General features: G+C 68.7%; 14 protein-coding genes and 2 rRNA genes (1 of these 16 running past the window's edge). 9 read left to right on the top strand and 7 right to left on the bottom strand.

Translation table 11 applies throughout. The features are described 5' to 3' along the window. Positions 1-2,427: ribosomal RNA gene (locus tag ACQEVC_RS07615) — 23S ribosomal RNA — on the top strand; it begins 683 nt to the left of the window's first position. 100 nt (positions 2,428-2,527) lie between these two features. After that, positions 2,528-2,644 (top strand): 5S ribosomal RNA (gene rrf, locus ACQEVC_RS07610). 115 nt (positions 2,645-2,759) lie between these two features. Here the strand turns inward: rrf and ACQEVC_RS07605 are convergent. Further along, positions 2,760-3,563 carry a S1 family peptidase gene (locus ACQEVC_RS07605; RefSeq protein WP_432874457.1) on the bottom strand — a complete coding sequence of 268 codons (804 nt, stop codon included), beginning with the start codon at positions 3,561-3,563 and terminating at the stop codon, positions 2,760-2,762. A gap of 140 nt (positions 3,564-3,703) precedes the next feature. Continuing rightward, entirely contained in the window at positions 3,704-5,587 is a 1,884-nt protein-coding gene (locus tag ACQEVC_RS07600; protein ID WP_432891146.1) for a VanW family protein, read from the bottom strand. Positions 5,588-6,013: 426 nt separating this feature from the next. On the opposite strand from ACQEVC_RS07600, the gene ACQEVC_RS07595 reads away from it, so the two are divergent. Both ACQEVC_RS07595 and ACQEVC_RS07590 read left to right on the top strand, forming a co-directional pair. After that, positions 6,014-10,393, top strand: coding sequence for an ExeM/NucH family extracellular endonuclease (locus ACQEVC_RS07595; protein ID WP_432874455.1), 4,380 nt, complete (start codon positions 6,014-6,016; stop codon positions 10,391-10,393). 138 nt (positions 10,394-10,531) lie between these two features. Next, positions 10,532-11,560 carry a hypothetical protein gene (locus ACQEVC_RS07590; protein ID WP_432874454.1) on the top strand — a complete coding sequence of 343 codons (1,029 nt, stop codon included), beginning with the start codon at positions 10,532-10,534 and terminating at the stop codon, positions 11,558-11,560. Positions 11,561-11,576: 16 nt separating this feature from the next. Here the strand turns inward: ACQEVC_RS07590 and murD are convergent, their stop codons facing one another. Further along, on the bottom strand, positions 11,577-12,962 hold the full coding sequence (gene murD, locus ACQEVC_RS07585) for a UDP-N-acetylmuramoyl-L-alanine--D-glutamate ligase (RefSeq protein ID WP_432874453.1): 1,386 nt from the start codon (positions 12,960-12,962) through the stop codon (positions 11,577-11,579). 185 nt (positions 12,963-13,147) lie between these two features. Between murD and ACQEVC_RS07580 the strand changes: the two genes are divergently transcribed. The 4 genes from ACQEVC_RS07580 to ACQEVC_RS07565 all read left to right on the top strand — a co-directional run bounded on the left by ACQEVC_RS07580 (position 13,148) and on the right by ACQEVC_RS07565 (position 18,543). Further along, the gene (locus ACQEVC_RS07580; RefSeq protein WP_432874451.1) at positions 13,148-13,888 is read left to right on the top strand and encodes a TetR/AcrR family transcriptional regulator; all 741 of its coding nucleotides are present in this window, start codon (positions 13,148-13,150) and stop codon (positions 13,886-13,888) included. A 34-nt stretch (positions 13,889-13,922) separates the two neighbouring features. Next, positions 13,923-15,656 (top strand): ABC transporter ATP-binding protein, encoded by a 1,734-nt coding sequence (locus ACQEVC_RS07575; protein WP_432874450.1) that lies wholly within the window; start codon positions 13,923-13,925, stop codon positions 15,654-15,656. 239 nt (positions 15,657-15,895) lie between these two features. Next, positions 15,896-17,929 carry an ABC transporter ATP-binding protein gene (locus ACQEVC_RS07570; RefSeq protein ID WP_432891144.1) on the top strand — a complete coding sequence of 678 codons (2,034 nt, stop codon included), beginning with the start codon at positions 15,896-15,898 and terminating at the stop codon, positions 17,927-17,929. Positions 17,930-17,991: 62 nt separating this feature from the next. Next, on the top strand, positions 17,992-18,543 hold the full coding sequence (locus ACQEVC_RS07565; protein WP_432874449.1) for a Uma2 family endonuclease: 552 nt from the start codon (positions 17,992-17,994) through the stop codon (positions 18,541-18,543). Positions 18,544-18,554: 11 nt separating this feature from the next. Here the strand turns inward: ACQEVC_RS07565 and ACQEVC_RS07560 are convergent, their stop codons facing one another. After that, positions 18,555-18,746, bottom strand: coding sequence for a DUF397 domain-containing protein (locus ACQEVC_RS07560; RefSeq protein WP_432874448.1), 192 nt, complete (start codon positions 18,744-18,746; stop codon positions 18,555-18,557). Continuing rightward, the gene (locus ACQEVC_RS07555) at positions 18,706-19,509 is read right to left on the bottom strand and encodes a helix-turn-helix domain-containing protein (protein ID WP_432891141.1); all 804 of its coding nucleotides are present in this window, start codon (positions 19,507-19,509) and stop codon (positions 18,706-18,708) included. Before ACQEVC_RS07555 ends, ACQEVC_RS07560 begins: the two co-directional genes overlap by 41 nt. 480 nt (positions 19,510-19,989) lie before the next feature. Here ACQEVC_RS07555 and ACQEVC_RS07550 point away from each other — a divergent pair, with 480 nt between their 5' ends. Next, a complete protein-coding gene (locus ACQEVC_RS07550) occupies positions 19,990-20,271 on the top strand; it encodes a flavin reductase (protein ID WP_432874446.1) in 282 nt (93 codons plus the stop codon). A gap of 742 nt (positions 20,272-21,013) precedes the next feature. On the opposite strand, the gene ACQEVC_RS07545 is transcribed toward ACQEVC_RS07550, so the two are convergent. Then, complete coding sequence (locus ACQEVC_RS07545) at positions 21,014-22,684, bottom strand: DUF885 domain-containing protein (RefSeq protein WP_432874444.1); 1,671 nt, start codon at positions 22,682-22,684, stop codon at positions 21,014-21,016. Between the two features lie 82 nt (positions 22,685-22,766). Then, positions 22,767-23,363, bottom strand: a complete 597-nt coding sequence (locus ACQEVC_RS07540) for a Uma2 family endonuclease (RefSeq protein ID WP_432874443.1) — start codon at positions 23,361-23,363, stop codon at positions 22,767-22,769. Between the last annotated feature and the right edge of the window lie 78 nt (positions 23,364-23,441).

The following is a 23,441-nucleotide window of genomic DNA, read 5'->3' as shown; positions in this document are numbered from 1 at the left end:
GCGAGGTTAACCCGTGTGGGGTAGCCGTAGCGAAAGCGAGTCTTAATAGGGCGTGTAGTCGCGTGTTCTAGACCCGAAGCGGGGTGATCTAGCCATGGGCAGGCTGAAGCGTGGGTAAGACCGCGTGGAGGGCCGAACCCACCAACGTTGAAAAGTTGGGGGATGACCTGTGGTTAGGGGTGAAAGGCCAATCAAACTCCGTGATAGCTGGTTCTCCCCGAAATGCATTTAGGTGCAGCGTCGCGTGTTTCTTGCCGGAGGTAGAGCACTGGATGGTCTAGGGGCCCTACAAGGTTACTGAAATCAGCCAAACTCCGAATGCCGGTAAGTGAGAGCGCGGCAGTGAGACTGCGGGGGATAAGCTTCGTAGTCGAGAGGGAAACAGCCCAGATCGCCAGCTAAGGCCCCTAAGCGTGTGCTAAGTGGAAAAGGATGTGGGGTCGCATAGACAACCAGGAGGTTGGCTTAGAAGCAGCCATCCTTTAAAGAGTGCGTAATAGCTCACTGGTCAAGTGGTTCCGCGCCGACAATGTAGCGGGGCTCAAGTACACCGCCGAAGCTGTGGCATTCACATTTTGACTTCGCATCGCTCTTCGGGGTGGTGTGCAGGTGTGTGGATGGGTAGGGGAGCGTCGTGCCGGGGGTGAAGCAGCAGGGTGACCTAGTTGTGGACGCGGCACGAGTGAGAATGCAGGCATGAGTAGCGAAAGAAGGGTGAGAAACCCTTCCGCCGGATGACCAAGGGTTCCAGGGCCAGGTTAATCCGCCCTGGGTGAGTCGGGGCCTAAGGCGAGGCCGAGAGGCGTAGTCGATGGATAACGGGTTGATATTCCCGTACCCGTGTAGGAGCGCCCGTGATGAACCTCGTTGTGCTAACCACCCGAACCTGCTGATGTCTTCGGACTGATGTGGGGGAGCGTGGGAACCTGGCGGGTAGTAGTCAAGCGATGGGGTGACGCAGGAAGGTAGCTGAGCCCGGCCGGTGGTTGTGCCGGGGTAAGCGTGTAGGCCGCACCATAGGCAAATCCGTGGTGCATGTGGCTGAGACGTGATGCCGAGCCGATTCAGGTGAAGTCAGTGATCCTATGCTGCCGAGAAAAGCCTCTAGCGAGTTCCGAGCGGCCCGTACCCTAAACCGACACAGGTGGTCAGGTAGAGAATACCGAGGCGATCGGGTGAACTGTGGTTAAGGAACTCGGCAAATTGCCCCCGTAACTTAGGGAGAAGGGGGGCCGGAGACGTGAAGGGACTTGCTCCTGGAGCGTTGTATGGCCGCAGAGAGCAGGGGGAAGCGACTGTTTACTAAAAACACAGGTCCATGCGAAGAAGTAATTCGATGTATATGGACTGACGCCTGCCCGGTGCTGGAACGTTAAGGGGACCGGTTAGTCTTTCGGGGCGAAGCTGAGAACTTAAGCGCCAGTAAACGGCGGTGGTAACTATAACCATCCTAAGGTAGCGAAATTCCTTGTCGGGTAAGTTCCGACCTGCACGAATGGCGTAACGACTTCCCCACTGTCTCAACCACAGGCCCGGCGAAATTGCAGTACGAGTAAAGATGCTCGTTACGCGCGGCAGGACGGAAAGACCCCGGGACCTTTACTATAGCTTGACATTGGTATCTGAATTAGCTTGTGTAGGATAGGTGGGAGCCGGTGAAGTCCATACGCCAGTATGGGTGGAGGCAATCTTGAAATACCACTCTGGTTGGTTTGGGTATCTAACTTCGGGCCCTTATCGGGTTCAGGGACAGTGTCTGGTGGGTAGTTTAACTGGGGCGGTTGCCTCCTAAAATGTAACGGAGGCGCCCAAAGGTTCCCTCAGCCTGGTTGGCAATCAGGTGTTGAGTGTAAGTGTATAAGGGAGCTTGACTGTGAGACTGACGGGTCGAGCAGGGACGAAAGTCGGGACTAGTGATCCGGCACTTGCGTGTGGAAGCGGTGTCGCTCAACGGATAAAAGGTACCCCGGGGATAACAGGCTGATCTTCCCCAAGAGTCCATATCGACGGGATGGTTTGGCACCTCGATGTCGGCTCGTCGCATCCTGGGGCTGTAGCAGGTCCCAAGGGTTGGGCTGTTCGCCCATTAAAGCGGTACGCGAGCTGGGTTTAGAACGTCGTGAGACAGTTCGGTCCCTATCCGCCGTGCGCGTAGGATACTTGAGAAGGGCTGTCCCTAGTACGAGAGGACCGGGACGGACGAACCTCTGGTGTGCCAGTTGTCCCGCCAGGGGCACGGCTGGTTGGCTACGTTCGGGAGGGATAACCGCTGAAAGCATCTAAGCGGGAAGCCTGCTTCAAGATGAGGTATCCCACCCCAGTGATGGGGGTAAGGCTCCCAGTGAGACGACTGGGTTGATAGGCCGGAGATGTAAGCCAGGTAACTGGTTCAGTTGACCGGTACTAATAAGCCGAGGACTTGACTACAAAGCTGCTACGCGTCCACTGTGTGATTCACAGCAAACGAACAATGAGTGGTTCCCTTGCGTGTGGGTGAGGGAGTTGTTGTTTGTGTTGTTGATAGGGTTACGGCGGTTATGGCGGAGGGGAAACGCCCGGTTACATTCCGAACCCGGAAGCTAAGCCTTCCAGCGCTGATGGTACTGCACTCGGGAGGGTGTGGGAGAGTAAGACGCCGCCGGACATCTTCTACGAAGTGGCGCCACCCTCAAAGGGGTGGCGCCACTCGTGTTTTACCCGGCCGGTCTACAGGGGTGGGGATTGGCCGGTTCCCACGGCCCCGACCACACCCCGACCGGTCAGCCGCCCAGGCTGGCCGCCGCCGAGGCGATCGCCGAGGAGAAGTAGCTGACCTGGGTGTAGACGCCAGGATAGTTCGGGCGTGCACAGCCGTTGCCCCAGCTGACGATGCCGACCTGGACCAGGCCGCTGCCACCCTGCCGGAACATCGGGCCGCCCGAGTCACCCTGGCAGGTGTCGGTACCGCCGGAGAGCGGCCCCGCGCAGATCTCCTCGGCCGCGATGACGTCGCCGTCGTACGCCGAGGGGCCGTTGCAGACCGAGTCGCTGACGAACGGCACGCTGGCCTTCATCAGGTACCGCTGCTGCGCTCCACCCTCCCGGGTGGCACCCCAGCCGGCGATGGTGAACGTCCCGCTGTCGTACGTGGTCGAGGTGGCGATCGGTAGGGTGCTGAGCCCGGTGACCGGGCTGGCCAGCCGGATCAACGCCCAGTCGTCGCCGTTGCCGTTGTAGCCGGGCGCCCGGTAGACGTAGTTGGAGCGGACCTGGATCCGGCTCGACGACTGGAGGTCCACCACCCCCAGCGTGGCGGTGATGCTGGAGTTGCTTCCCGTACGCCCGACGCAGTGTGCGGCGGTGAGGACAAGTCGGGGGCTGTAGAGGGAACCGCCGCAGCCCATCGAGAGTCGTACCATGAACGGGAACTCGCCCTGTGCGGCGCGGGTGCCGCCGACGACGAAGGGTGTGACGTCGGTGTTGCGTGGGCCGGCGTTAGCCGGTGCGGCCAGGGTGACGCCGCCGACGGCTACCGCGGCGAACGCGGCGGCGGCCAGGCGAGTGAGGAAGCGCCAACGAGCCATGGGGGTCCTCTCCGAGCATCGATGGCGCGCCTTGTGAGCGCGCCTGAGATCACGATGCCGGCAGCGTATGGATCCCCATCGCTGTATCGCAATGCGCCGATGTCATCCCGGTTGTGTCATACCACCGGGCGGAGGGACGATCAGCCGCAGCTGTACCGGGGCTCGGCGAGGTACTTCCAGGTGAACTTCTCCCGCTTGACGACCTTTCCACCCTTGTAGAAGAGCCGGAAGGCGTCCTGGGTGAACCCGTCGATCCCGTTGGTGGGGATGCAGGACGGGCCCGGCTGGAGCTTGATCACCTTTGGCTTGGTGATGTTGCGCCGCGGGCTCCACTCCGTGGTCACCTTGTCGTAGACCTTGGTGCTCCAGATCGACACCGTGATCGAGCTGGAGGTGTGCGAGGTGTCGATCAGCACGCCGTGCGGGGTGTCGTTCTTGAACTTGAAGTCGAGGTCGGGCCAGAAGATGGTCGACTCGATGACCGGCGGATAGCGGCTGAACCAGTACGAGTGCGGCTTGTGCTCCACGTCCTCCAGCCCGGCGTAGTACGTCGCGTTGAACAGCGTGGTGGTGAACTGCGAGGTGCCGCCGCCGACCCCCGGTACGAGCTTGCCGTCCAGGATGACCGGCGCGTCGCGGTAGCCCTGGGCGTAGCCCCGCTCCCCGGTGTGCCCGTTGAGCGAGAAGGTCTCCCCGGGCTTCACCACGGTGCCGTCCACGTCTCGGGCGATCGTGACGATGTTCTGGCTGCGCGGCGAGCCGAGACCGCCGGTGAAGTTGGTGGTGAAGGTGGAGACCCGCTCCTTGATCCCCATTTTGGTCAGGTCCGCGGCGCTGACCTTCGGCTCGACCGGCTTGAGCTGCGCCCGGACCGTACGGCCGTCGGGCTTCGGCAGTACCGCCAACAGATCCCGGGCCAGCGCGGCGGTGTCCACCTGCGAGCCACCTGAGCCGGCCACGATCTTCGGCTTGTTGCCCTGGATCGACATGGTGGCGTCCTTCGGCTTCACCTCGACCTTGTCGAACTGGCCGGGAAGCGCGGTGCGTAGCTTCTTCTCGTCCACCCGGGGCGCGATCTTGCCCGTCTTGTCGGCGGTCAGCACCAGGCTCTTCGCGATCGCCGCTGGCGGGATGGTGAAGTTCCCCCGGTCGGTGGTCACCGTGACCGGGCCGGCGACCGCCGGTCTGGCCAGCTCGGTGACCAGCTTGTCGACCTCCTCGGTGGTGGTCGCCGGATGCGTCTCGACCAGCGGTACCTGCACCGGCTGCCCGCGCAGCCAGCCCTCCCGCACCGCCTTCGCCGACTCCTCGGCCCGCAGGCCCTTGCTCGGTTTCGGATAGACCGGCCGGGGCGTCGTGCCGCTGAAGGTGATTGCCGGCAGCCTCATCTGCTGCTCGGTCCGGCCGACGATTTTCCGCAGCTCGGCGTCGAGCTTCCCGGCGTCGACGGTGACCACCGGCTCGGCGCTGCGGGAGCCGAAGAGCAGGCTGAACGGGCCGGGCCGGTGCGCGGCGGCGGCGGTTACGGTCGCCTCGACGTCCACCGCCAGGCCGACCGTGGCCGGCAAGACCTCACCGGTCTGGTCACCGATGCGTACCTGGACCGGGGTGGTGAAGGTGCTGGCCCGGGAGGCCAGGTCGGCGCGGAGCGCCTGGACAGCCTCGGCCCGGCTCTTGCCGCCCAGGTCGACGCCGAGCACGCTGGTGCCCCGGGGCACCTCACCGGCGTACGCGTAGCCGGCCGTGGCGCCGCCTGTGGCGACCAGCACGGCGACGGCCACGCCACCGGCGAGCAGTACCCGACGCAGGCGACGCCGGGCCGCCGGCTGCTCGGGGGCTCCCGCCGGGCCACCGGGGCCGGATCCCGGGGTCGGTGTGTCCCAGCCGGCCGACGTCGCGGTGACGGTCACCGGGGTACCGGCGGCCGGAACGCCGCCGTCCTGATGTCCGACCGGCAGGGTGACGGCGGTGATCGGGATGGTGGGGCGATCCTCGGCGGGCACTTTGACGGCGGCCATCTGCATGGTCGGCCGCTCGTCGGCCGGGACCGCGTTGTCGCCGTACTGACTCACGGAGTTGTCGCCGTACTGACTCACTGACACCTCAGCCTCACGGACACCTCAGCGCGATGCGCCGGGCGGGCACGATAGCCCGCCCGGCAGGACCTTGACCGACTACGGTAACCAAAACTCGACCAGAACGGGCGACGGGTCCGGCCGGTGGCGGCCGCACCTCTGACTTCCGGCGTGGCGCGGGACCTCGCGATTGATCGAACCCGAGTGGACGGTGCCGGAGGAAACGGTTTCAGTGCTCGGGCGAAAACAGCGAATAGTCCGATCTTCGGCGCGCTACGACCGAACATCCATGGTGTTCCGTACACCTGGCAGCTCTCGGTACGCCACCGAGCCCGCATATGCTCCGACCGTCTACCCCCTATCGGAGGCAACTTGATGCGCCGGAACAGACGCGGAGGCTCGCTCAAGGCGCTGGGCGTACTGCTCACCAGTGGTGCGCTCGGTATGACCAGCGGAGTAGCGGCCCTCGCCGCCGAACCCGCGGCGACGCCCTTTCTCAGTGAGATCCATTACGACAACGTCGGTACGGACACCGGTGAGGCGATCGAGGTCGAGGCCCCGGCCGGTACGGACCTGACCGGATGGCAGCTCGTCCTCTACAACGGCAACAACGGCGCCCCGTACCACACCCGGACGCTCAGCGGGACGGTGCCGGCGGCCGGGGTGGTCGTCGCGACGTACCCGACGGACGGGATCCAGAACGGCTCGCCGGACGCGGTCGCGCTGGTTGCCCCCGACGGCGCCGTCGCCGAGTTCCTCAGCTACGAGGGCGGGCTGACCGGAGTCGGCGGGCCGGCCGACGGGCGGGCCGCCACCGACATCGGAGTGGCCGAGGGGAGCAGCACCCCGATCGGAGAGTCCCTCCAGCGGATCGAGGGGACGTGGCGGGCCCCGGCACTGAACAGCTTCGGCACCCGCAACACCGGCGGCGACCCGGACCCGGATCCGGACCCGGTCGGCTGCGACACCCCGGTCAGCCACACCATCGCCCAGGTCCAGGGCACCGGCGACGCGACACCGCTGGCCGGTACCCGGGTGACCGTCGAGGGTGTCGTCACCGGCGACCACCGCACCGGCGGGTACAACGGCATCTACCTGCAGACCGCCGGCACCGGCGGGCGGGCGCCGGCCGCCGGGACCGCCTCGGACGGCATCTTCGTCTACCTGACCAGCAACGCCGCCAACCACCCGAGCGTCGCGCTCGGCGACCGGGTCCGGGTCAGCGGCACCGCGAGCGAGTTCAACGGGCTCACCCAGGTCAGCATCGCCGTCAAGGCCGACGTGCAGGTCTGCGCGCATCAGGTCGCGCTGCCGTCGCCGGTCGCGCTCTCGCTGCCGCTGGACGTGCCGGCGCGGGAGTCGGTCGAGTCGATGCTGGTCGCCCCGGTCGGCCAGTTCACCGTCTCCGAGGTCTACAACACCAACCGGTACGGCGAGGTGGTGCTCGCCGCCGGCGACCGCGCCGCGGTGATACCCACCGACATCGCCCGGCCCGGTACCGACGCCGCCCGCGCGGCAGCGGCGGCGAACAAGCTGGCCCGGCTGCTGGTCGACGACGGCCGGACCACCAACCTGGCCGACGCGGGCCTGCTGCCGCCGTACCTGGCGCCGGGCAGCCCGCTGCGGGTCGGCGACTCGGTCGAGGCGTTCGGCCCGACCGTGCTGTCGTACGGGTTCAACGAGTGGCGGCTCCAGCCGACCACCCCGGTCAGCGCGGACACCCCGCCGGCCGGCCGGACCACCTTCAAGGTGACCAACCCGCGTACGCCGGCACCTGGCAACGTCGGCGGCGACCTGTCGGTCGGCGCGTTCAACGTGCTGAACTACTTCGTGCACTTCGGCGGCGACGCCCGGGGCGCCGAGAACGAGGCGGCGCTCGCCAAGCAGGAGGCGAAGATCGTCGCGGCGATCAACGCACTCGGCGCCGACGTGGTGGCACTCCAGGAGATCGAGAACTCGGTCCGGTTCAACGCCGCCGACCCGCAGCAGGCGCTGAAGCGGCTCGTCGCCGCACTGAACACGGCGGCCGGCGCCGGCACCTGGGACTACGTGCGTACCCCGGCGGACCTGCCGGCCGCGGCCCAGCAGGACTTCATCACCACCGCGATCATCTTCAAGCCGGCCAAGGCGCAGCCCAAGGGGGCGTCCCGGTCGGTCAACGACGAAACCGTGTGGTCCAACGCCCGGGAGCCGATCGCGCAGACCTTCACGGCCGGCGCGACCACCTTCACCGTGGTGGCCAACCACCTCAAGTCGAAGAGCAGCTCCGACGCGGCGACCGGCGACAACGCCGACAGCGGTGACGGACAGGGCGCGTTCAACGGCGACCGGGTCCGCCAGGCCCGCGCGCTGACCGCCTTCGTCGAGCAGCTCAAGGCCGACAGCGGCAGCGACCAGGTGCTGCTGCTCGGCGACTTCAACGCGTACACCCGGGAGGACCCGATGCAGGTCCTCTACGACGCCGGGTACCGCGACCTGAACGACACCGGCAAGGCGAGTTATGTCTTCGGCGGCGAATCCGGCTCGCTGGACCACGCGGTCGCCTCGGCGTCGCTGGCCGAACGGGTCACCGGGGTCGACGTCTGGCAGATCAACTCGCACGAGTCGTACGCCTTCCAGTACGACGGGCACCCGGCGTTCTTCGCCGCGGACCCGTACCGGGCCAGCGACCACAACCCGATCGTCGTCGGCCTGGAGACCGGTGCGACCGGCCCGGTCGACCTGCGACTGCTCAGCGTCAACGACTTCCACGGCCGGCTGGAGTCGCCCGGCAACGCGCCGGACGGTCGCCCGGTCGGCGGTGCCGCCCAGGTCGCCGGCCTGGTCGACCAGCTCCGCGCGGAGAACCCGAACACCGCGTTCGTCTCCGCCGGCGACAACATCGGCGCCTCCACGTTCATCTCGGCGATCGACGACGACAACCCGACGATCGACGCGCTGAACGAGATGGGGCTGGCCGTCTCGGCGGTCGGCAACCACGAGTTCGACAAGGGAATCGCGGACCTGACCGGCCGGGTGACCGACCGGGCCGACTTCCCGCTGCTCGGTGCGAACGTCTACCGGGGCGACGAGCGGGCCCTGCCGGCGTACTCGGTCAACAGCGTCGGCGGGGTGCGGGTCGGCTTCGTCGGGGTGGTGACCGAGCAGACCGGCTCGCTGGTCAGCCCGGACGGCATCGCCGGGATCACCTTCCGGGAGCCGGTGGCCGAGGCGAACGCCGTGGCCGCTCAGCTCAAGGACGGCAACCCGGCCAACGGCGAGGCCGACGTGGTGGTGCTGCTCGCCCACGAGGGCGCGGCGACCGAGAACATCAGCTCGGCCGAGGCGCTGGCGAACGACCCCGTCTTCGGGAAGTTCACCCGGGCGGACGCCACCATCGACGTCATCTTCAGCGGGCACACCCACCAGCCGTACGCCTTCGAGGTGCCGGTGCCCGGCACCGACAAGCTGCGGCCGATCGTGCAGGCCGAGGACTACGGCAAGCGGCTGGGCAAGGTCGACCTGACCTTCGACCCGGCCACCGGTACGGTCACCGCGGCCGACGCCGCGCTCGTCGACGTGGTCGGCGCACCGCAGCACCCGGGGGTCGCCGAGATCGTGGCGGCAGCCAAGACCCGGGCCCAGGAGCTGGGCCAGCGGCCGCTCGGATCGATCACCGCGGACGTCAGGCGGGCGTACAACGAGGCCGGGAACGAGGACCGGGGCAAGGAGTCGGTGCTCGGCAACTTCGTCGCCGACGTGCAGCTCGCCGGCACCAGTGCGGCCGGCCGGGGCGGGGCGCAGATCGCGTTCATGAACCCGGGCGGTCTCCGGGCCGACCTGCTGTACGCCCCGGACGGGGTGGTCACGTACGCGGAGGCGTTCTCGGTGCAGCCGTTCGCCAACGACGTGGTGACGAAGACGTACACCGGGGCCCAGATCAAGCAGGTGCTGGAGGAGCAGTGGCAGCCGGCGGGCGCCTCCCGGCCGGTGCTCTGGCTGGGTGTCTCCAAGGGCTTCAGCTACACCTACGACCCCGAGGCCGCGCAGGGCTCCCGGATCACGTCGATATCCCTGAACGGCACGCCGATCAACCCGACCGGCACCTACCGGGTGACGGTGAACTCGTTCCTGGCGGCCGGCGGGGACAACTTCGCGACCCTGGCCACCAACGTCGACAAGGTCACCACCGGTGACAACGACCTGACCATGCTGACCGACTACCTCGCCGAGAACTCGCCGGTCACCGCCGACCCGGCGCCCCGCTCGGCGGTCGGTCGGCCCGGCCCGGAGTGCACCACGACGATCACCGGTCGGCACAACCGGCCGCTGACCGTCTTCTCCGGGCTCACCTGTCTGGAGAACGCGACCGTCACCGGTCCGGTGACCGTGCTGCCCGGCGCGTCGCTGCTGGCGACCGGCGGCAGCATCTCCGGCCCGGTCACCGCCACCGGCTCGGCGCTGCTCACCCTGAGCGGTACCAGGGTCTCCGGCCCGGTCACGGTGGTCGCCGCGACCGGCCAGGTGCTGGTCGAGAAGGGCAGGGTGAGCGGTCCGGTCTCGGTCGCGCTCAGCCGTGGCGGGGTGCGGGTCGACACCGTCACCGTCTCCGGCCCGGTCTCGCTGGTCGGCAACTCCGGCAGCCAGCCGGTGCTGGTCGCCGGCAACACCATCAGCGGGCCGTTGAGCTGCGTGGCGAACTCGCCGGCGCCGGGCAACGACGGCCGGACCAACACGGTCCGGGGCCCGGCGACCGGGCAGTGTGCCAGGCTGTGAACGACGGTGTCAGTTAGGACCGACAGTTGAGTTGACGCATCGCGACTGCGGGCCCGGGCCGGTCACCGGTTCCGGGCCCGCAGTCTGTCGGTTGGTCGTGCGGAAGGAATCCCCGGGTGGCGGGGCGGGAGGACGATGGTGAGCGGTTATCGGCCGGTACCACTGCCGACGGGTGCGGCCGGGGCGTCCCGGGCCGACCTGGTCGCCGGAGTGACCGGGTGGATCTGCTCGCCGCCGCTGCGCGACCTGGTGGCCGCGTTCGGCGCCGAGCTGCCGGACCGGCTCGACACGGCCGAGCTGCTGGCCTGGCTCGACGACTTCGCGGCCCGGCACTGGGACTTCCGGGGCCGGCGCGGCGCGGCGGCGCAGCCGTCGCCCAACGGGCGGACGGCGGCGGTCGAGCGTGACGAGGTGGCCGAGACCCGGCTGCCGGCGGCCCTCACGGAGCTGGTCCGGGCGGCCGCCACCGCGCTGGGACTGATCGGCCCCGGGCCGGAGCCTGCCGCCACCCCGTCGTCGGGCCGGCGGTACGACCATCTGCTGGTGCTGGGAGGTCTGGCCCGGTCCTGCCTGAACCGGACCGCCTACGCGGCCCACCTGCTGCGGAGCGGGGCGGTCGAGGCCGGCGAGATGGCGGCCCTGGGCAGCTTCCGGCCGCTGCGGCCCACCGAGACCGCCGAGCTGGACCTGCCCGGCTGCGAGTACGAGGTGGACGTACTGGAGTACGGGATGCGGCGTGCCTTCGAGTGCGCCGCGCCGGCCGAGGAGCGGTCGTCGGAGGGCGAGATCAGCCACCATTCCTGGTCGGTCCGGAGCTACCGCTGTGCGGCGGGGACGGCGGTGCACGTACTGGCCGCGCCGTCGACCGAGCCGGCGAGCCGGCGGGCGCACACCTCCGACACGTACCACTTCTGGGCGGCAGAGCTGGGGCCGGCGGCCGGAGACCGGGTCCTGGTACTGACCTCCCAGCCGTACGTGCCGTTCCAGCACTGCGACGCGGTCCGGACGCTGGGGCTCGGATACGGCTGCGAGGTGCGGACGATCGGCCTCGACCCGAGCCGGATCGCCGAGTCGGGGTCGCTCCGGCAGCTCGGTGCCGACCAGTACCTCCAGGAACTGCGCTCGACGATCCGCTCGATGCGGAACCTTTTCCACGCCCTTTCCTGAGGCAGCACGCCGGGGATCAGCGGCCGGTTTCCTCGATCGCCTGTCGGAAGACCCGGGAGCGGTGCGCGTAGTTGTCGAACCGGCCGTAGCTGGGGGCGGCCGGGGAGAGCAGCACCACCCCGCCGGCCGGGGTACGTGCCCGGCCGAGCCGGACCGCCGCAGGCAGGTCCTCGGCGGTCAGCGTGGTGATGGTGCCCAGGTCCTTGACCACGTCCAGGATCCGGGGGCCGCTGTCCGGGATGCCGATCAGTGTGGCCACGATCTCCTGTTCGGCGAGGAAGTCGCGCAGCGGGCCGTAGTCCACGCCCCGGTCCTCGCCGCCGACGATCACGGTCAACGGACGGCCCGCGTACGCCTCGATGGCGTGGATCGCCGACTGCGGGATCGTCGAGAGCGAGTCGTCGACGAAGGTGATCCCGGACGGGTCCTCGATCGGGGTCAGCCGGTGCTCCAGGGGCGGCAGAGTGGTCAGCGCGGCGGCGAGCCGGTCCCGTTCGGCGACACAGTCGACGCCGACCGCCCGCAGCGCGGTCAGCGCGACGCAGAGGTTCCCCTCGTTGTGCCGCCCGACCAGCGGTAGCGCGGTACGTGGAAAGAGTGGCTGGTCGCCGAGGCGTACCCAGCGGGTGCCGTCGGGCTCGGCGGCCACGTGGAAGGTGGGCTCACCGGCGGCAGCGGGGGTGCCGAGGGTGCCGGCGGGGAGCAGCGGCAGCCCGGGCCGGGCCGCGAGTTCGGTGCGGAGCCGGTCGTCGTGCGCGTTGAACGCCACGCACCGGGGCCCGTGGTCGACGAGGTTCAGCTTGTGCCGGTAGTACTCGGCCTCCCCGCCGGCCCAGTCCAGGTGCTCCGGGGCGAGCGAGGTGAGTACCGCCACGTCGGGCGAGTCGGTCAGGTCGGCGCACTGGTACATCGAGAGTTCCAGGACGTACCGCTGCGCGGGCGGCAGGTCGAGCACCGGTACGCCGATGTTGCCGCCCATCACGTTGGGGCGGTCGACGGCGGTGAGCAGGTGGCTGATCAGGTTGGTGGTGGTGCTCTTGCCCTTGCTGCCGGTGACCCCGATCGTGCTGGCGGCGTGCTCGGCCATCCACAGCGCCGTGCCGCTGGTGATCGGGATGCCGTGCTCGCGCAGGCGTACCACCCACGGGTGGGTCTCGCCGATCACCGGGGACCGGACGACCACGTCCGAGCGGAGCAGGACGTCCAGTGCGGCGGGACCGGTGTGCAGTGGAGCCAGGTCGGCGACCGGACCCGTCCAGGGCTTGGCGGCGTACGTCTCCCGGTCCATCACCGCGACCAGTTCGGCCGGCCCGACCGGGGCGACCGCGTTGATCGCCGCGACGCCCTCCCGGCCGGTGCCCCAGACCGCGACCCGACGGCCGCGCAAATCCGCCAGTTGCACCTGACAACTCCCTCCGGTACGCGCCCAAACTCTAGTCCCGGCTCCCGGTGTCCCGGGTGGGGACGTCGACTGCGGGCCGCCGGCCGGGGTGCGCCGGTCACCGGGACGTGTGAGCTTGCGCACCGCCCCGGCGGAGAAGGGTAAATCGGTTGTGAGTGAGTCACTCACTCATTATTGTTGCCGCCGTGAACTCGCAGACTCCCTCGGGCCGGGCCCGGCCGCTCCCGCCGGAGGAGCGGCGGGCCGCGCTGATCACGGCGACCCTGGCCCTGATCACCGAGCATGGCGTCAAGGTCACCACCCGGCAGATCGCCGAGGCGGCCGGGGTGGCCGAGGGCACCATCTTCCGGGTCTTTCCGCACAAGGACGGGCTGGTCCGGGTAGCCGTCGAGACCGCACTCGACCCGGCTCCGCTGCTGGACGAGCTGGCCGCGCTCGACCTGGAGACCCCGTTGCCGGAGCGGCTCACCGCGCTGGCCGCGATCCTCCAACGCCGGCTCACCAGCATCTTCAACCTGCTGCACTCCGTCGGCATGCACGGCCCGCCGGAGAGCTCGACGGGCCGGCCGACCGGGACGGGCAAGCTCCACCCGCCGAACGAGGAGATCCACCAGGCCGTCGTCCGGGTGCTGGAGCCGGACGCCGACCGCTTCCGCTATCCGCTGCCCGAGGTGGCCCGGCTGCTGCGACTGCTGACCTTCGCCGGCTCGCACCCCCGGATCACCGACAACGAACCACTCAGTCCCGAGATGATCGCCGCCGTGCTGCTCGACGGCGTACGGCAGCCCGAGCCCGACCGACCGGCCCGTCCCGACCAGACGGCCGAGCCTGACGGAGCGGCCGAGCCTGACGGAGCGGCCGAGCCCGATCGGGCGGCGTCCGGCTCGGGACGCCACGCTGACCACAACCGACCGGACCGGCCATGACCGGTCACCGCGTCCTCGATTCGGGGGGTCGTCGATGCTGACCCGACTACTGCGTACCTATCTACGGCCGTACGGCCGACCGCTCACCGCCGTGGTGCTGCTGCAACTCGTCGGCACCATGGCCTCGCTCTACCTGCCCAGCCTCAACGCCGACATCATCGACAAGGGCATCGCCCAGGGTGACACCGGCTACATCGTCAGCACCGGGGGCTGGATGCTGCTGGTCACCCTGGCGCAGATCGCCTGCTCGATCGCCGCGGTCTACTTCGGAGCGCGGACGGCGATGAGCTTCGGTCGGGACGTACGCGGGGCGATCTTCCATCGGGTGATGGGCTTCTCCGGCCGGGAGGTTGGCCAGTTCGGGGCACCCTCGCTGATCACCCGCACCACCAACGACGTGCAGCAGGTGCAGATGCTGGTCGTGGTGACCTGCACGATGCTGGTCGCGGCGCCGATCACCCTGTTCGGCGGCGTGATCATGGCGCTGCGCGAGGACGTCGGTCTCTCCTGGCTGATGCTGGTCTGCGTACCGGTGCTGGTGCTGGCGATCGGTCTGGTGATCCGCCGGATGGTCCCGGAGTTCCGGCTGATGCAGACCCGGATCGACACCGTCAACCGGGTACTCCGGGAGCAGATCACCGGCATCCGGGTGGTCCGGGCGTTCGTCCGGGAGCCGTACGAGACCCGGCGGTTCGAGGCGGCGAACGAGGACCTGACCGCCACCGCACTGCGGGTCGGTCGGCTGACCGCGCTGATCTTCCCGATCGTGATGCTGGTGCTCAACCTGTCGAGCGTTGCGGTGCTGTGGTTCGGCGCGCACCGGATCGAGGCGGGGCAGATCCAGATCGGGGCGCTGACCGCCTTCCTGACCTATCTGATGTTCATCCTGATGTCCGTCATGATGGCGACCTTCATGTTGATCATGGTGCCCCGGGCGGCGGTCTGCGCCGAGCGGATCATGGAGGTGCTGCGGACCGGGTCGTCGGTCGTCCTGCCGGCGGAACCGGTCCGGGAGGTCCAGAGCCAGGGCGAGCTGGAGCTGCGGAACGTCCGGTTCCAGTACCCGGGCGCGGCGGCACCGGTACTCCGGGACATCTCGTTCCGGGCCCGGGCCGGCCAGACGACGGCCATCATCGGTAGCACGGGTGCGGGCAAGACGACACTGCTCGGGCTGGTACCCCGGCTCTTCGACGTCACCGGCGGCGCGGTACTGGTCGACGGGGTCGACGTCCGGGAGCTGGATCCCGATCTGCTCTGGGACCGGATCGGCCTGGTGCCGCAGCGGCCGTACCTCTTCTCCGGCACCGTCGCCAGCAACCTCCGGTACGGGAAACCGGACGCGACCGACGAGGAACTCTGGGCCAGCCTGGAGATCGCCCAGGCCCGCGACTTCGTCGAGGCGCTGCCGGAAGGGCTGAACGCTCCGGTGGCCCAGGGCGGGACGAACCTCTCCGGTGGGCAGCGGCAACGGTTGGCGATCGCCCGGGCTCTGGTCCGCCGTCCGGAGATCTACCTCTTCGACGACTCGTTCTCGGCGCTCGACCTCGGCACCGACGCCCGGCTGCGGGCCGCGCTGCGGCCGGTCACCGCGGACGCCGCGGTGGTGATCGTGGCGCAGCGGGTCTCCACGATCCTGGACGCCGACCAGATCATCGTGCTGGAGGACGGCGCGGTGGTCGGCGCCGGCCGGCACACCGAACTCCTGGAGAGCTGTCCGACCTACGCCGAGATCGTCGAGTCCCAGCTCACCGTCGAGGTGACGGCATGACCGAGCGGAGCGAGCAGCCCGGCAACGCCGAGCAGCCCGGCAACGGCGAGCGGAACGGGAACGCCGAGCGGAACGGCAACGCCGAGCACAACGCGAACGCCGAGCGGAACGGCAACGCCGAGCACAACGCGAACGCCGAGCGAGACGGGAACGCCGAGCGGAACGGGAACGCCGGGCAGCACGGGCGGGGCGCCGGCGCCGACGGCCGTCCGGCGGACCACGACACCCAGGGTGGGGCGATGAACCAGAAGACGGCCCGGGCCACACCGGCCCGGCTGCCGGGCGGCGGTGCCGCCCGGGGCGGTCCGGGATGGGCCACCGCCGGCATGCCGGCCGAGAAGTCGATGAACTTCGGCCCGTCGGCCCGGCGGCTGCTGGGTCTGCTCGGGCCGCACCGGCTGTCGCTGATCGCGGTGATCCTGCTGGCGATCGTCAGCGTCGGGCTGTCGGTGGCCGGGCCGAAGATCCTCGGGTACGCCACCGACGTCATCTTCTCCGGACTGATCGGCAAGCAGCTACCGGCCGGCACCACCGCCGAGCAGGCTGCCGAGGGTGCCCGGGCGTCCGGCAACGACGGCTTCGCCGAGCTGCTGCTGAAGATGGACGTCATCCCCGGCGTCGGCATCGACTTCGAGCAGCTCGGCCGGATCCTGCTGCTGGCGGTACTGCTCTTCCTCGCCGCCAGCCTGCTCGGCTGGCTCCAGGGCTACATCCTCAACGGCGCGGTGCAGAGCACCATCCGGCAGTTGCGGTCGGACGTGGAGGCGAAGCTCAACCGGCTGCCGCTGCCCTACTTCGACGGCCAGCCCCGGGGTGAGCTGCTCAGCCGGGTCACCAACGACATCGACAACATCTCGCAGACCCTGCAACAGACCCTCAGCCAGTTGCTCACCTCGCTGCTCACCGTGATCGGCGTACTGGGGGTGATGTTCTGGATCTCGCCGCTGCTGGCCGTGGTCGCGCTGATCGCGGTACCGGCGTCGGTACTGGTCACCAAGCAGATCGCCAAGCGGTCGCAGAAGCAGTTCATCGCGCAGTGGACGCACACCGGCGCGCTGAACGGCCAGATCGAGGAGGCGTTCACCGGGCACGAGCTGGTGAAGGTCTTCGGCCGGCAGCGCGAGGTCGAGGCGGCCTTCGGCGCGAAGAACGAGGAACTGTTCAAGGCCAGCTTTGCCGCCCAGTTCGTCTCCGGCATCATCATGCCGTCGATGATGTTCATCGGAAACCTGAGCTACGTGCTGATCGCGGTGATCGGCGGGCTGCGGGTCGCGTCCGGGGCGATGACCCTCGGCGACGTACAGGCGTTCATCCAGTACTCCCGGCAGTTCACCCAGCCGCTGACCCAGGTCGCGGCGATGGCGAACCTGCTCCAGTCCGGGGTCGCCTCGGCGGAGCGGGTCTTCGACGTCCTGGACGCCGACGAGCAGAGCCCCGACCCGGCCGAGCCGGCCCGACTGACCGAGCGGCACGGCCGGGTCGAGTTCGCGCACGTCTCGTTCCGGTACGAGCCGGGCAAGCCGCTGATCGACGACCTGTCGCTGGTCGCCGAGCCGGGGCACACGGTGGCGATCGTCGGGCCGACCGGGGCCGGCAAGACCACCCTGGTCAACCTGGTGATGCGCTTCTACGAGCTGGACGCCGGACGGATCACCCTGGACGGGGTCGACCTCACCGAACTGCGCCGGGACACCCTGCGCGGCGAGATCGGCATGGTGCTCCAGGACACCTGGCTGTTCGGCGGAACGATCCGGGACAACATCGCGTACGGCAACCCGGAGGCGACCGAGGAGGAGATCCTCGCGGCGGCTCGGGCGACCTTCGTCGACCGGTTCGTCCGCAGCCTGCCAGACGGCTACGACACGGTCATCGACGAGGAGGGCAACAACGTCAGCGCGGGCGAGAAGCAGCTCATCACCATCGCCCGGGCGTTCCTGGCCAATCCGTCGCTGCTGATCCTGGACGAGGCGACGAGTTCGGTGGACACCCGTACCGAGGTGCTGCTCCAGCGGGCGATGGCGGCGTTGCGGGCGGACCGGACCAGTTTCGTGATCGCGCACCGGCTGTCGACCATCCGGGACGCCGACCTGATCCTGGTGATGGAGAGCGGCCGGATCGTCGAGCAGGGCACCCACGCCGAACTGCTGGCCGCGCAGGGCGCGTACCACCGGCTCTACCACGCGCAGTTCTCCCAGCCGGTCGCCGACGTGGAGCCGGCGATGGTGGCGGAGCCGGGCGGCGTACCGGCCGGGGCACCCCGGCAGCGGGGGTGACGGGCGAACGAGCCGAAGCGCAGGCTGGGCCTCGGCCCGGCCTGCGCCGGTAGGATGCGGGCATGAGCTCAAAGGCTGTCGGCAGGCACATGCCCGCGGTCGTGACGCTCGACGACCTCACGGCGATGATGGCCGCCGACGAGCACCACCGGTACGAAGTCGGCCCGGAGGGATTTCTGTCGGTCACACCTTCGCCGGGGTATGCCCATGCGATCATCGCGACTCGGTTGACTGTGTGGCTTGCCGACGCCGGAATCCCGGCCGACCGGATCGCGCAGGCGGTCGGGTTGCGCATCCCCGGTCGGAACGGCGTCGGCGGGCGCATCCCCGATCTGGTTGTGTGGAGCAAGGCGCAGGCCGACGGTGTCTGGCTGCCGGTGGACGACGTCCTTCTCGTGGTGGAGATCGTCTCGCCGGGCTCCGAGGGTGTGGACACGGTGACCAAGCGCAACGAGTACGCGGCCGCCGGCATCCCGCAGTACTGGGTGATCGACCAGGACCCGGCCCAGACCGTCAGCATGCACCGCCTGGACGGCGAACACTACGTGGTACGGGCGAGCATGCCGCTGGCCTGGGTCCTCAACACCAGCCCGACCGAGCACGACCTCGGTTGAGCGTGTGAACGTCAGCGCTGCTGGCTCGCCAGGCTGACGAACGCCTGCCACTTCTCAGGCGTGAAGGTCAGGACCGGTCCCTGCTGGTCCTTGCTGTCCCGAACGAGGACCCGGCCCGGAAGGTTGTCGGCGACCTCCACGCAGTCGCCGCCGTTCTGACCGCTACGGCTGGACTTGCGCCAGTTTGGTGGCTGGGTCGTCATAGTCATTCACCAACTTCGAGATCAGATCTCTTGACTGGTCACATGGCAGGGCGAAGCCAGCTATAGTCTGCCACGTTCTTTCCAGGCCGGTCACGCGCATCGGCTCTGCTATCACCCGGCCTTCGTAGAAGTCGTCGAGCAGGCCGACCGCGCTGCCGGTGTCCATGTTCGCCAAGGCGAACGACCCGTTGCGGCCAGGATGCAACCCGGCGGAGTCCGGTACGACGTGGACGAGGATGTTCGAGCGGGCGCTGGTGTCTGCCAGGTGCAGCAGTTGGTCCTTGGCAATTTCGGGTGGGCCGCACCGGAGCGCGGCGGCGTCGATGATGAAGGCGAAGGTGGGGCGGTCGGCCCGGTCGAGGATGGCGCTCTGTCGCTCAAGTCGGTTGGCGACCCGTTCCGCGACCTCGTCGTCCGAGAGCATGCCGGTGCTGGCGAAGATCGCCCGCGCGTACGCCTCCGTCTGTAGTAGGCCGGGAATCAGGGTTGCCTGGAAATAGCGGAGGATCACGGCCGTCTCCTCCACGTCGCGCCAGGGCCGGAACCAGCTCGGACCGGGCTTGCGGTTCTTTCTGGCCTCCGTCGACAGTTTCTGGATCTCGTCTCCGGTGCCGAAGAAGGCATCCAGGGCTGTCGCCGTATCCTGCTGCGGGGCCAGCCGGTTCGTCTCGAACGCCGCGATCAACGACTTGCTGACCTGCACGGCATCGGCAACCTGGTCCTGGGTGACGCCCCGCTCGGCCCGTAGCTCTCGAAGTTTCACCGGAAGATTACTCACGTTCAATGCTCTCCTGTGGCTGAGTGCGATCCGGAGTATCCAGCGTTACTGCTCGCCAATTATCTTCCGTCACCGTGCGTTCACGGTCCAGGGTGGAATCGACGGAGTTGCCGAGCGGCCCATCGACATGGCCGGGGAATGGCGCCCGGTTGGGCCGGTTCCAGTCCACCTCCGTCATGGGGATAAGGGGCGGGGGCCGCGGCGGAGCAATACGGCCCCGCCCCGCTCACCTTCAGGAGGTGGCTGATGCGTATTCACCGAACACTGCGAATTCACCGACGTGACTGGCGACGACTGTGGCGGTACTGCCGATGCGGGCTCCGCTGGCGCTGCCCGGATGCCCGTCCACCGACGGTCCGGCCGACGAACCAGTGGTCCGGATGGGATCGGCACTCCGGCGTCAGGGCCCACAACCACACCCTCACGCAGCGGCATCGCGCCGAGCGGTGCCAGCGGGTGTGACCGGTGATCGGGCCGCAGGAGCGGTGGTACCGGTTCGCCGCACGGCGGCGTCGCAGGACCGGCGCCCACGTCCCGGCACACCCGTCGTACCGCTGCCGTGACTGCGATGACGCCTGGCCCTGCCCGCAGGCACGGCTCTGCCTGCTGATCGGCTTCCAGGGCGACCGGGTGGGCCTGATGGTGTACCTCGCCGCACACCTCGCCCGCGCCCTGGAAGAACTCCCGGACACGCACCCCGCACTGATCGCCGGCCAACTCCTGCACTGGGTGCCCCGGCGTTACTGACCCGCCTCACCACCCGATCAGGCCCGCCCCGGACCACCCCGCCTTCCCCCTGGTCCGGGGCGGGTCGCGTTGCGGGGCCAGACGGAAAACTGAGATCGCTGTCATTCGAGATCACGATTGCCGCATCGACCTGCCTGGTTAGGACATCGACCAGGAGGTGGGAGGCAACGTTGACGTCCGAGCCCTTCTCCTCCCGATGGGCGTACGACACCATGAAGACCGCATCTGGCATCGCATTACCTTCGGAGTCCTGAACCATAATCGGCCACTGTGGATGCAGGATCTGTGGCTGACGGCTCCGGCTTGGCGTCTTGACCGCAAGCGGCGCCTGCTTAACCCTCGCCACATAGGTCCCGTACTCGATGTGGTCGACGCTGTGCGCGGCGATCAGTGCCTTCAGGTAGACGTCCTGGTCGTTGAAGCCTGACGGGTTGCTGGCGGCATCGATCACCGCAGTGCAGTAGACGATCCGTTCCAAGGTGGCGCCTGGCCAGTCCTTTCGGCCGGCCAAGATCTTATGCGCCAGCGCGCGTATGTCGAGCCAGCGCCAGCCTGGAGTGCCACGGCCACAGAGACCGCGAGCGCCGTAATAGAGGTTATAGCCGTCGATGTAGATGCCGACTCGACAGCGGCACGCTACCAATCAGATTCAACAACCCGAGAACCGGACCCAAGGATCATTCAGTCGTGGATCACTTGTTGATCAATAACTCGAATTCATCTGGTAGTCGTACCCGATGATCTAGATGCGGGCCAGCGCGGCGCGGAGCGGGTCCAGACCGATGGAGCCCAGGTCGAGCGCGGCCCGGTGGAACTCCTTCAGGTCGAAGTCGGCACCCTTGCGCGCTTTCGCGTCCTCCCGGGCCTGCAACCAGATCCGCTCGCCGACCTTGTACGACGGTGCCTGCCCCGGCCAGCCCAGATAGCGGTTCAGCTCGAACCGCAGGTTCTCGTCCGGCACCCGGCAGTGCGCCCGCATGAACTCCCAGCCCAGCTCGGGGGTCCACCGCTCGCCGGGGTGGAAGCCGAACGGGTTGTCCCGGGGGATCTCCAGCTCCAGGTGCATGCCGATGTCCACCACCACCCGGGCGGCCCGGAACGCCTGCCCGTCGAGCATGCCCAGCTTGTCACCGGGGTCGGCGAGGTAGCCCAGCTCGTCCATCAGCCGCTCGGAGTAGAGCGCCCAGCCCTCGCCGTGCCCGGAGGTCCAGCAGAGCAGCCGCTGCCACCGGTTGAGCAGGTCGGCGCGGACCTGGGTCTGCGCCACCTGGAGGTGGTGCCCGGGTACGCCCTCGTGGAAGACCGTGGTCACCTCGCGCCAGGTGGAGAACTCGGTGATGCCCTGCGGCACCGCCCACCACATCCGGCCCGGCCGGGAGAAGTCCTCGCTCGGGCCGGTGTAGTAGATCCCGCCGTCGCTGGTCGGCGCGAGGCAGCACTCGATCCGGCGGACCTGCTCGGGGATGTCGAAGTGGGTGCCGTGCAGCTCGGCGATCGCCTTGTCGGCCAGCGCCTGCATCCAGTCCCGGAACGCCTCCTTGCCCTGGATCCGCCGGGCCGGGTCGGCGTCCAGCGCGGTCACCGCCGCGTCGACGCTGGCGCCCGGGCCGGCGATCTGCGCGGCCACCGCGCGCATCTCGGCCTCCAGCCGGGCCAGCTCCTCGAACCCCCAGGCGTACGTCTCCGCCAGGTCGACGCGGGCGCCGAGGAAGTACTGCGAGGCGAGTTCGTACCGGTCCCGGCCGGCGGCCTGCTTGGCCCGGCCCAGCGGGGCGAGTTCGTCCCGCAGGAAGTGCCCGAACTCGGCGGTGGCGGCGGTGGCCGCGGCCGCGCCCCGGCGCAGCTCGGCGGCGAGCGCCGGATCGGCGGGGAGCCGCTCGACCAGGGAGTGGAAGAAGTTGTCGCCGTCCGGGTCGGTCCAGATGTCGCACTGCTTGGCGACCTCGACGATCTGCGCCCGGGAGCTGACGTGCCCGGCACCGGCGGCGGTACGCAGCGTCGTCTTGTATGCGTCGAGCGCTCCGGCGAACTGGCCCAGCCGGGCGGCGATGTTGCCGACCGCCTCGGCACCCTCGGTCGGCATCAGGTCGAAGACCTGCCGGAGTTCGTGCAGTCCGCTGGCGATGACGTTCAGTTCGCTGGCCGTCTCGCCCGCCTCGTACCGGGCGAGTTCCAGGCCCAGCCGCTCCTGCATCGCCTCCTTGGCGGTCCGCTCCGCCTCGGAGTCCGGCTCGGTCGAGCCGAGGGCGGTGAGCGTACGCCGGGTCAGCTCGGCCTGCGCCGCGAAGCCATCCGGCGAGAGGTCACCGAGCTGGTCGTCGTACCCCCCGATGCCGACGAACGTCGCGCCGATCGGATTGAGCCGGGCCCACTCGTCGACGTAGCGGTCGGCCAACTCGTTGATTCGTCCCACGCCACGACCCTACGTGATCGGCCCGACGCGACTCATCCGCGTCGGGGCGTACGGCGGTCGGCGGCCGCGCGGGTCGCCCCGGTCAGGGCAGAAGTTCGCGTGGATCGAAGTCGATCTCGAAGGGCTCACTCGCCCGGAGCCGCTGCCCGCACACCGCCTCGGCGGTGCGCTGGTATCCGCCGTCCGCGAGGGTGAAGAACTCGACGGAGGCGTGCCGGAGCCGGCGTACGATCTCCACCCGCATGAAGTACGGCACTCCACCCTCGGCACACCGCTTCGGCTTGTCGACGAAGTCCTGCTTCCGGCTGCCGTGCGACACAAACTCGACCGCCATGGTGCAGAGCCGGACCGGCACCCACTTGTCCTCTTCGTCGGTCTCCGGCAGCGCATGCAAGATCGTGACGTCGGGCTGGATCCACTGCCGCAACTCGAACGTGAGGTTGACCGGGCCGCAGACGTAGAGCCCCGCAGCCTGGGCAGCGGGGGCGAGCAGACGCGCCAGCGTCATCTCCCCGAACGTGTTGGACATCGTCTCTGCCGGGGTCATCACTAACCTTCCGTTGATGCACTCGTAACGTGCGGTAGGCAGTTCCGGCAGCGGAAGATAGCGGTCGGCGAGCTGGGTTGTCCACATGCCGTCGAAGTCCACCAGCGGATCGAACTGTGCCGGCATGGCCATGGGTCACCTCCTCGACGTAGTCGACGGTACCAACCCGACCGTGCGGTGTGTGGCGCCCGCCACGAGGTCCGGAAATCG

Origin of the sequence: Plantactinospora sp. CA-294935 (genome assembly GCF_050936445.1) — a bacterium.
Lineage (GTDB): Bacteria > Actinomycetota > Actinomycetes > Mycobacteriales > Micromonosporaceae > Plantactinospora.
The sequence above is the reverse complement of the archived record's forward strand: the minus strand, read 5'-3'. Positions and strand labels throughout refer to the sequence as shown.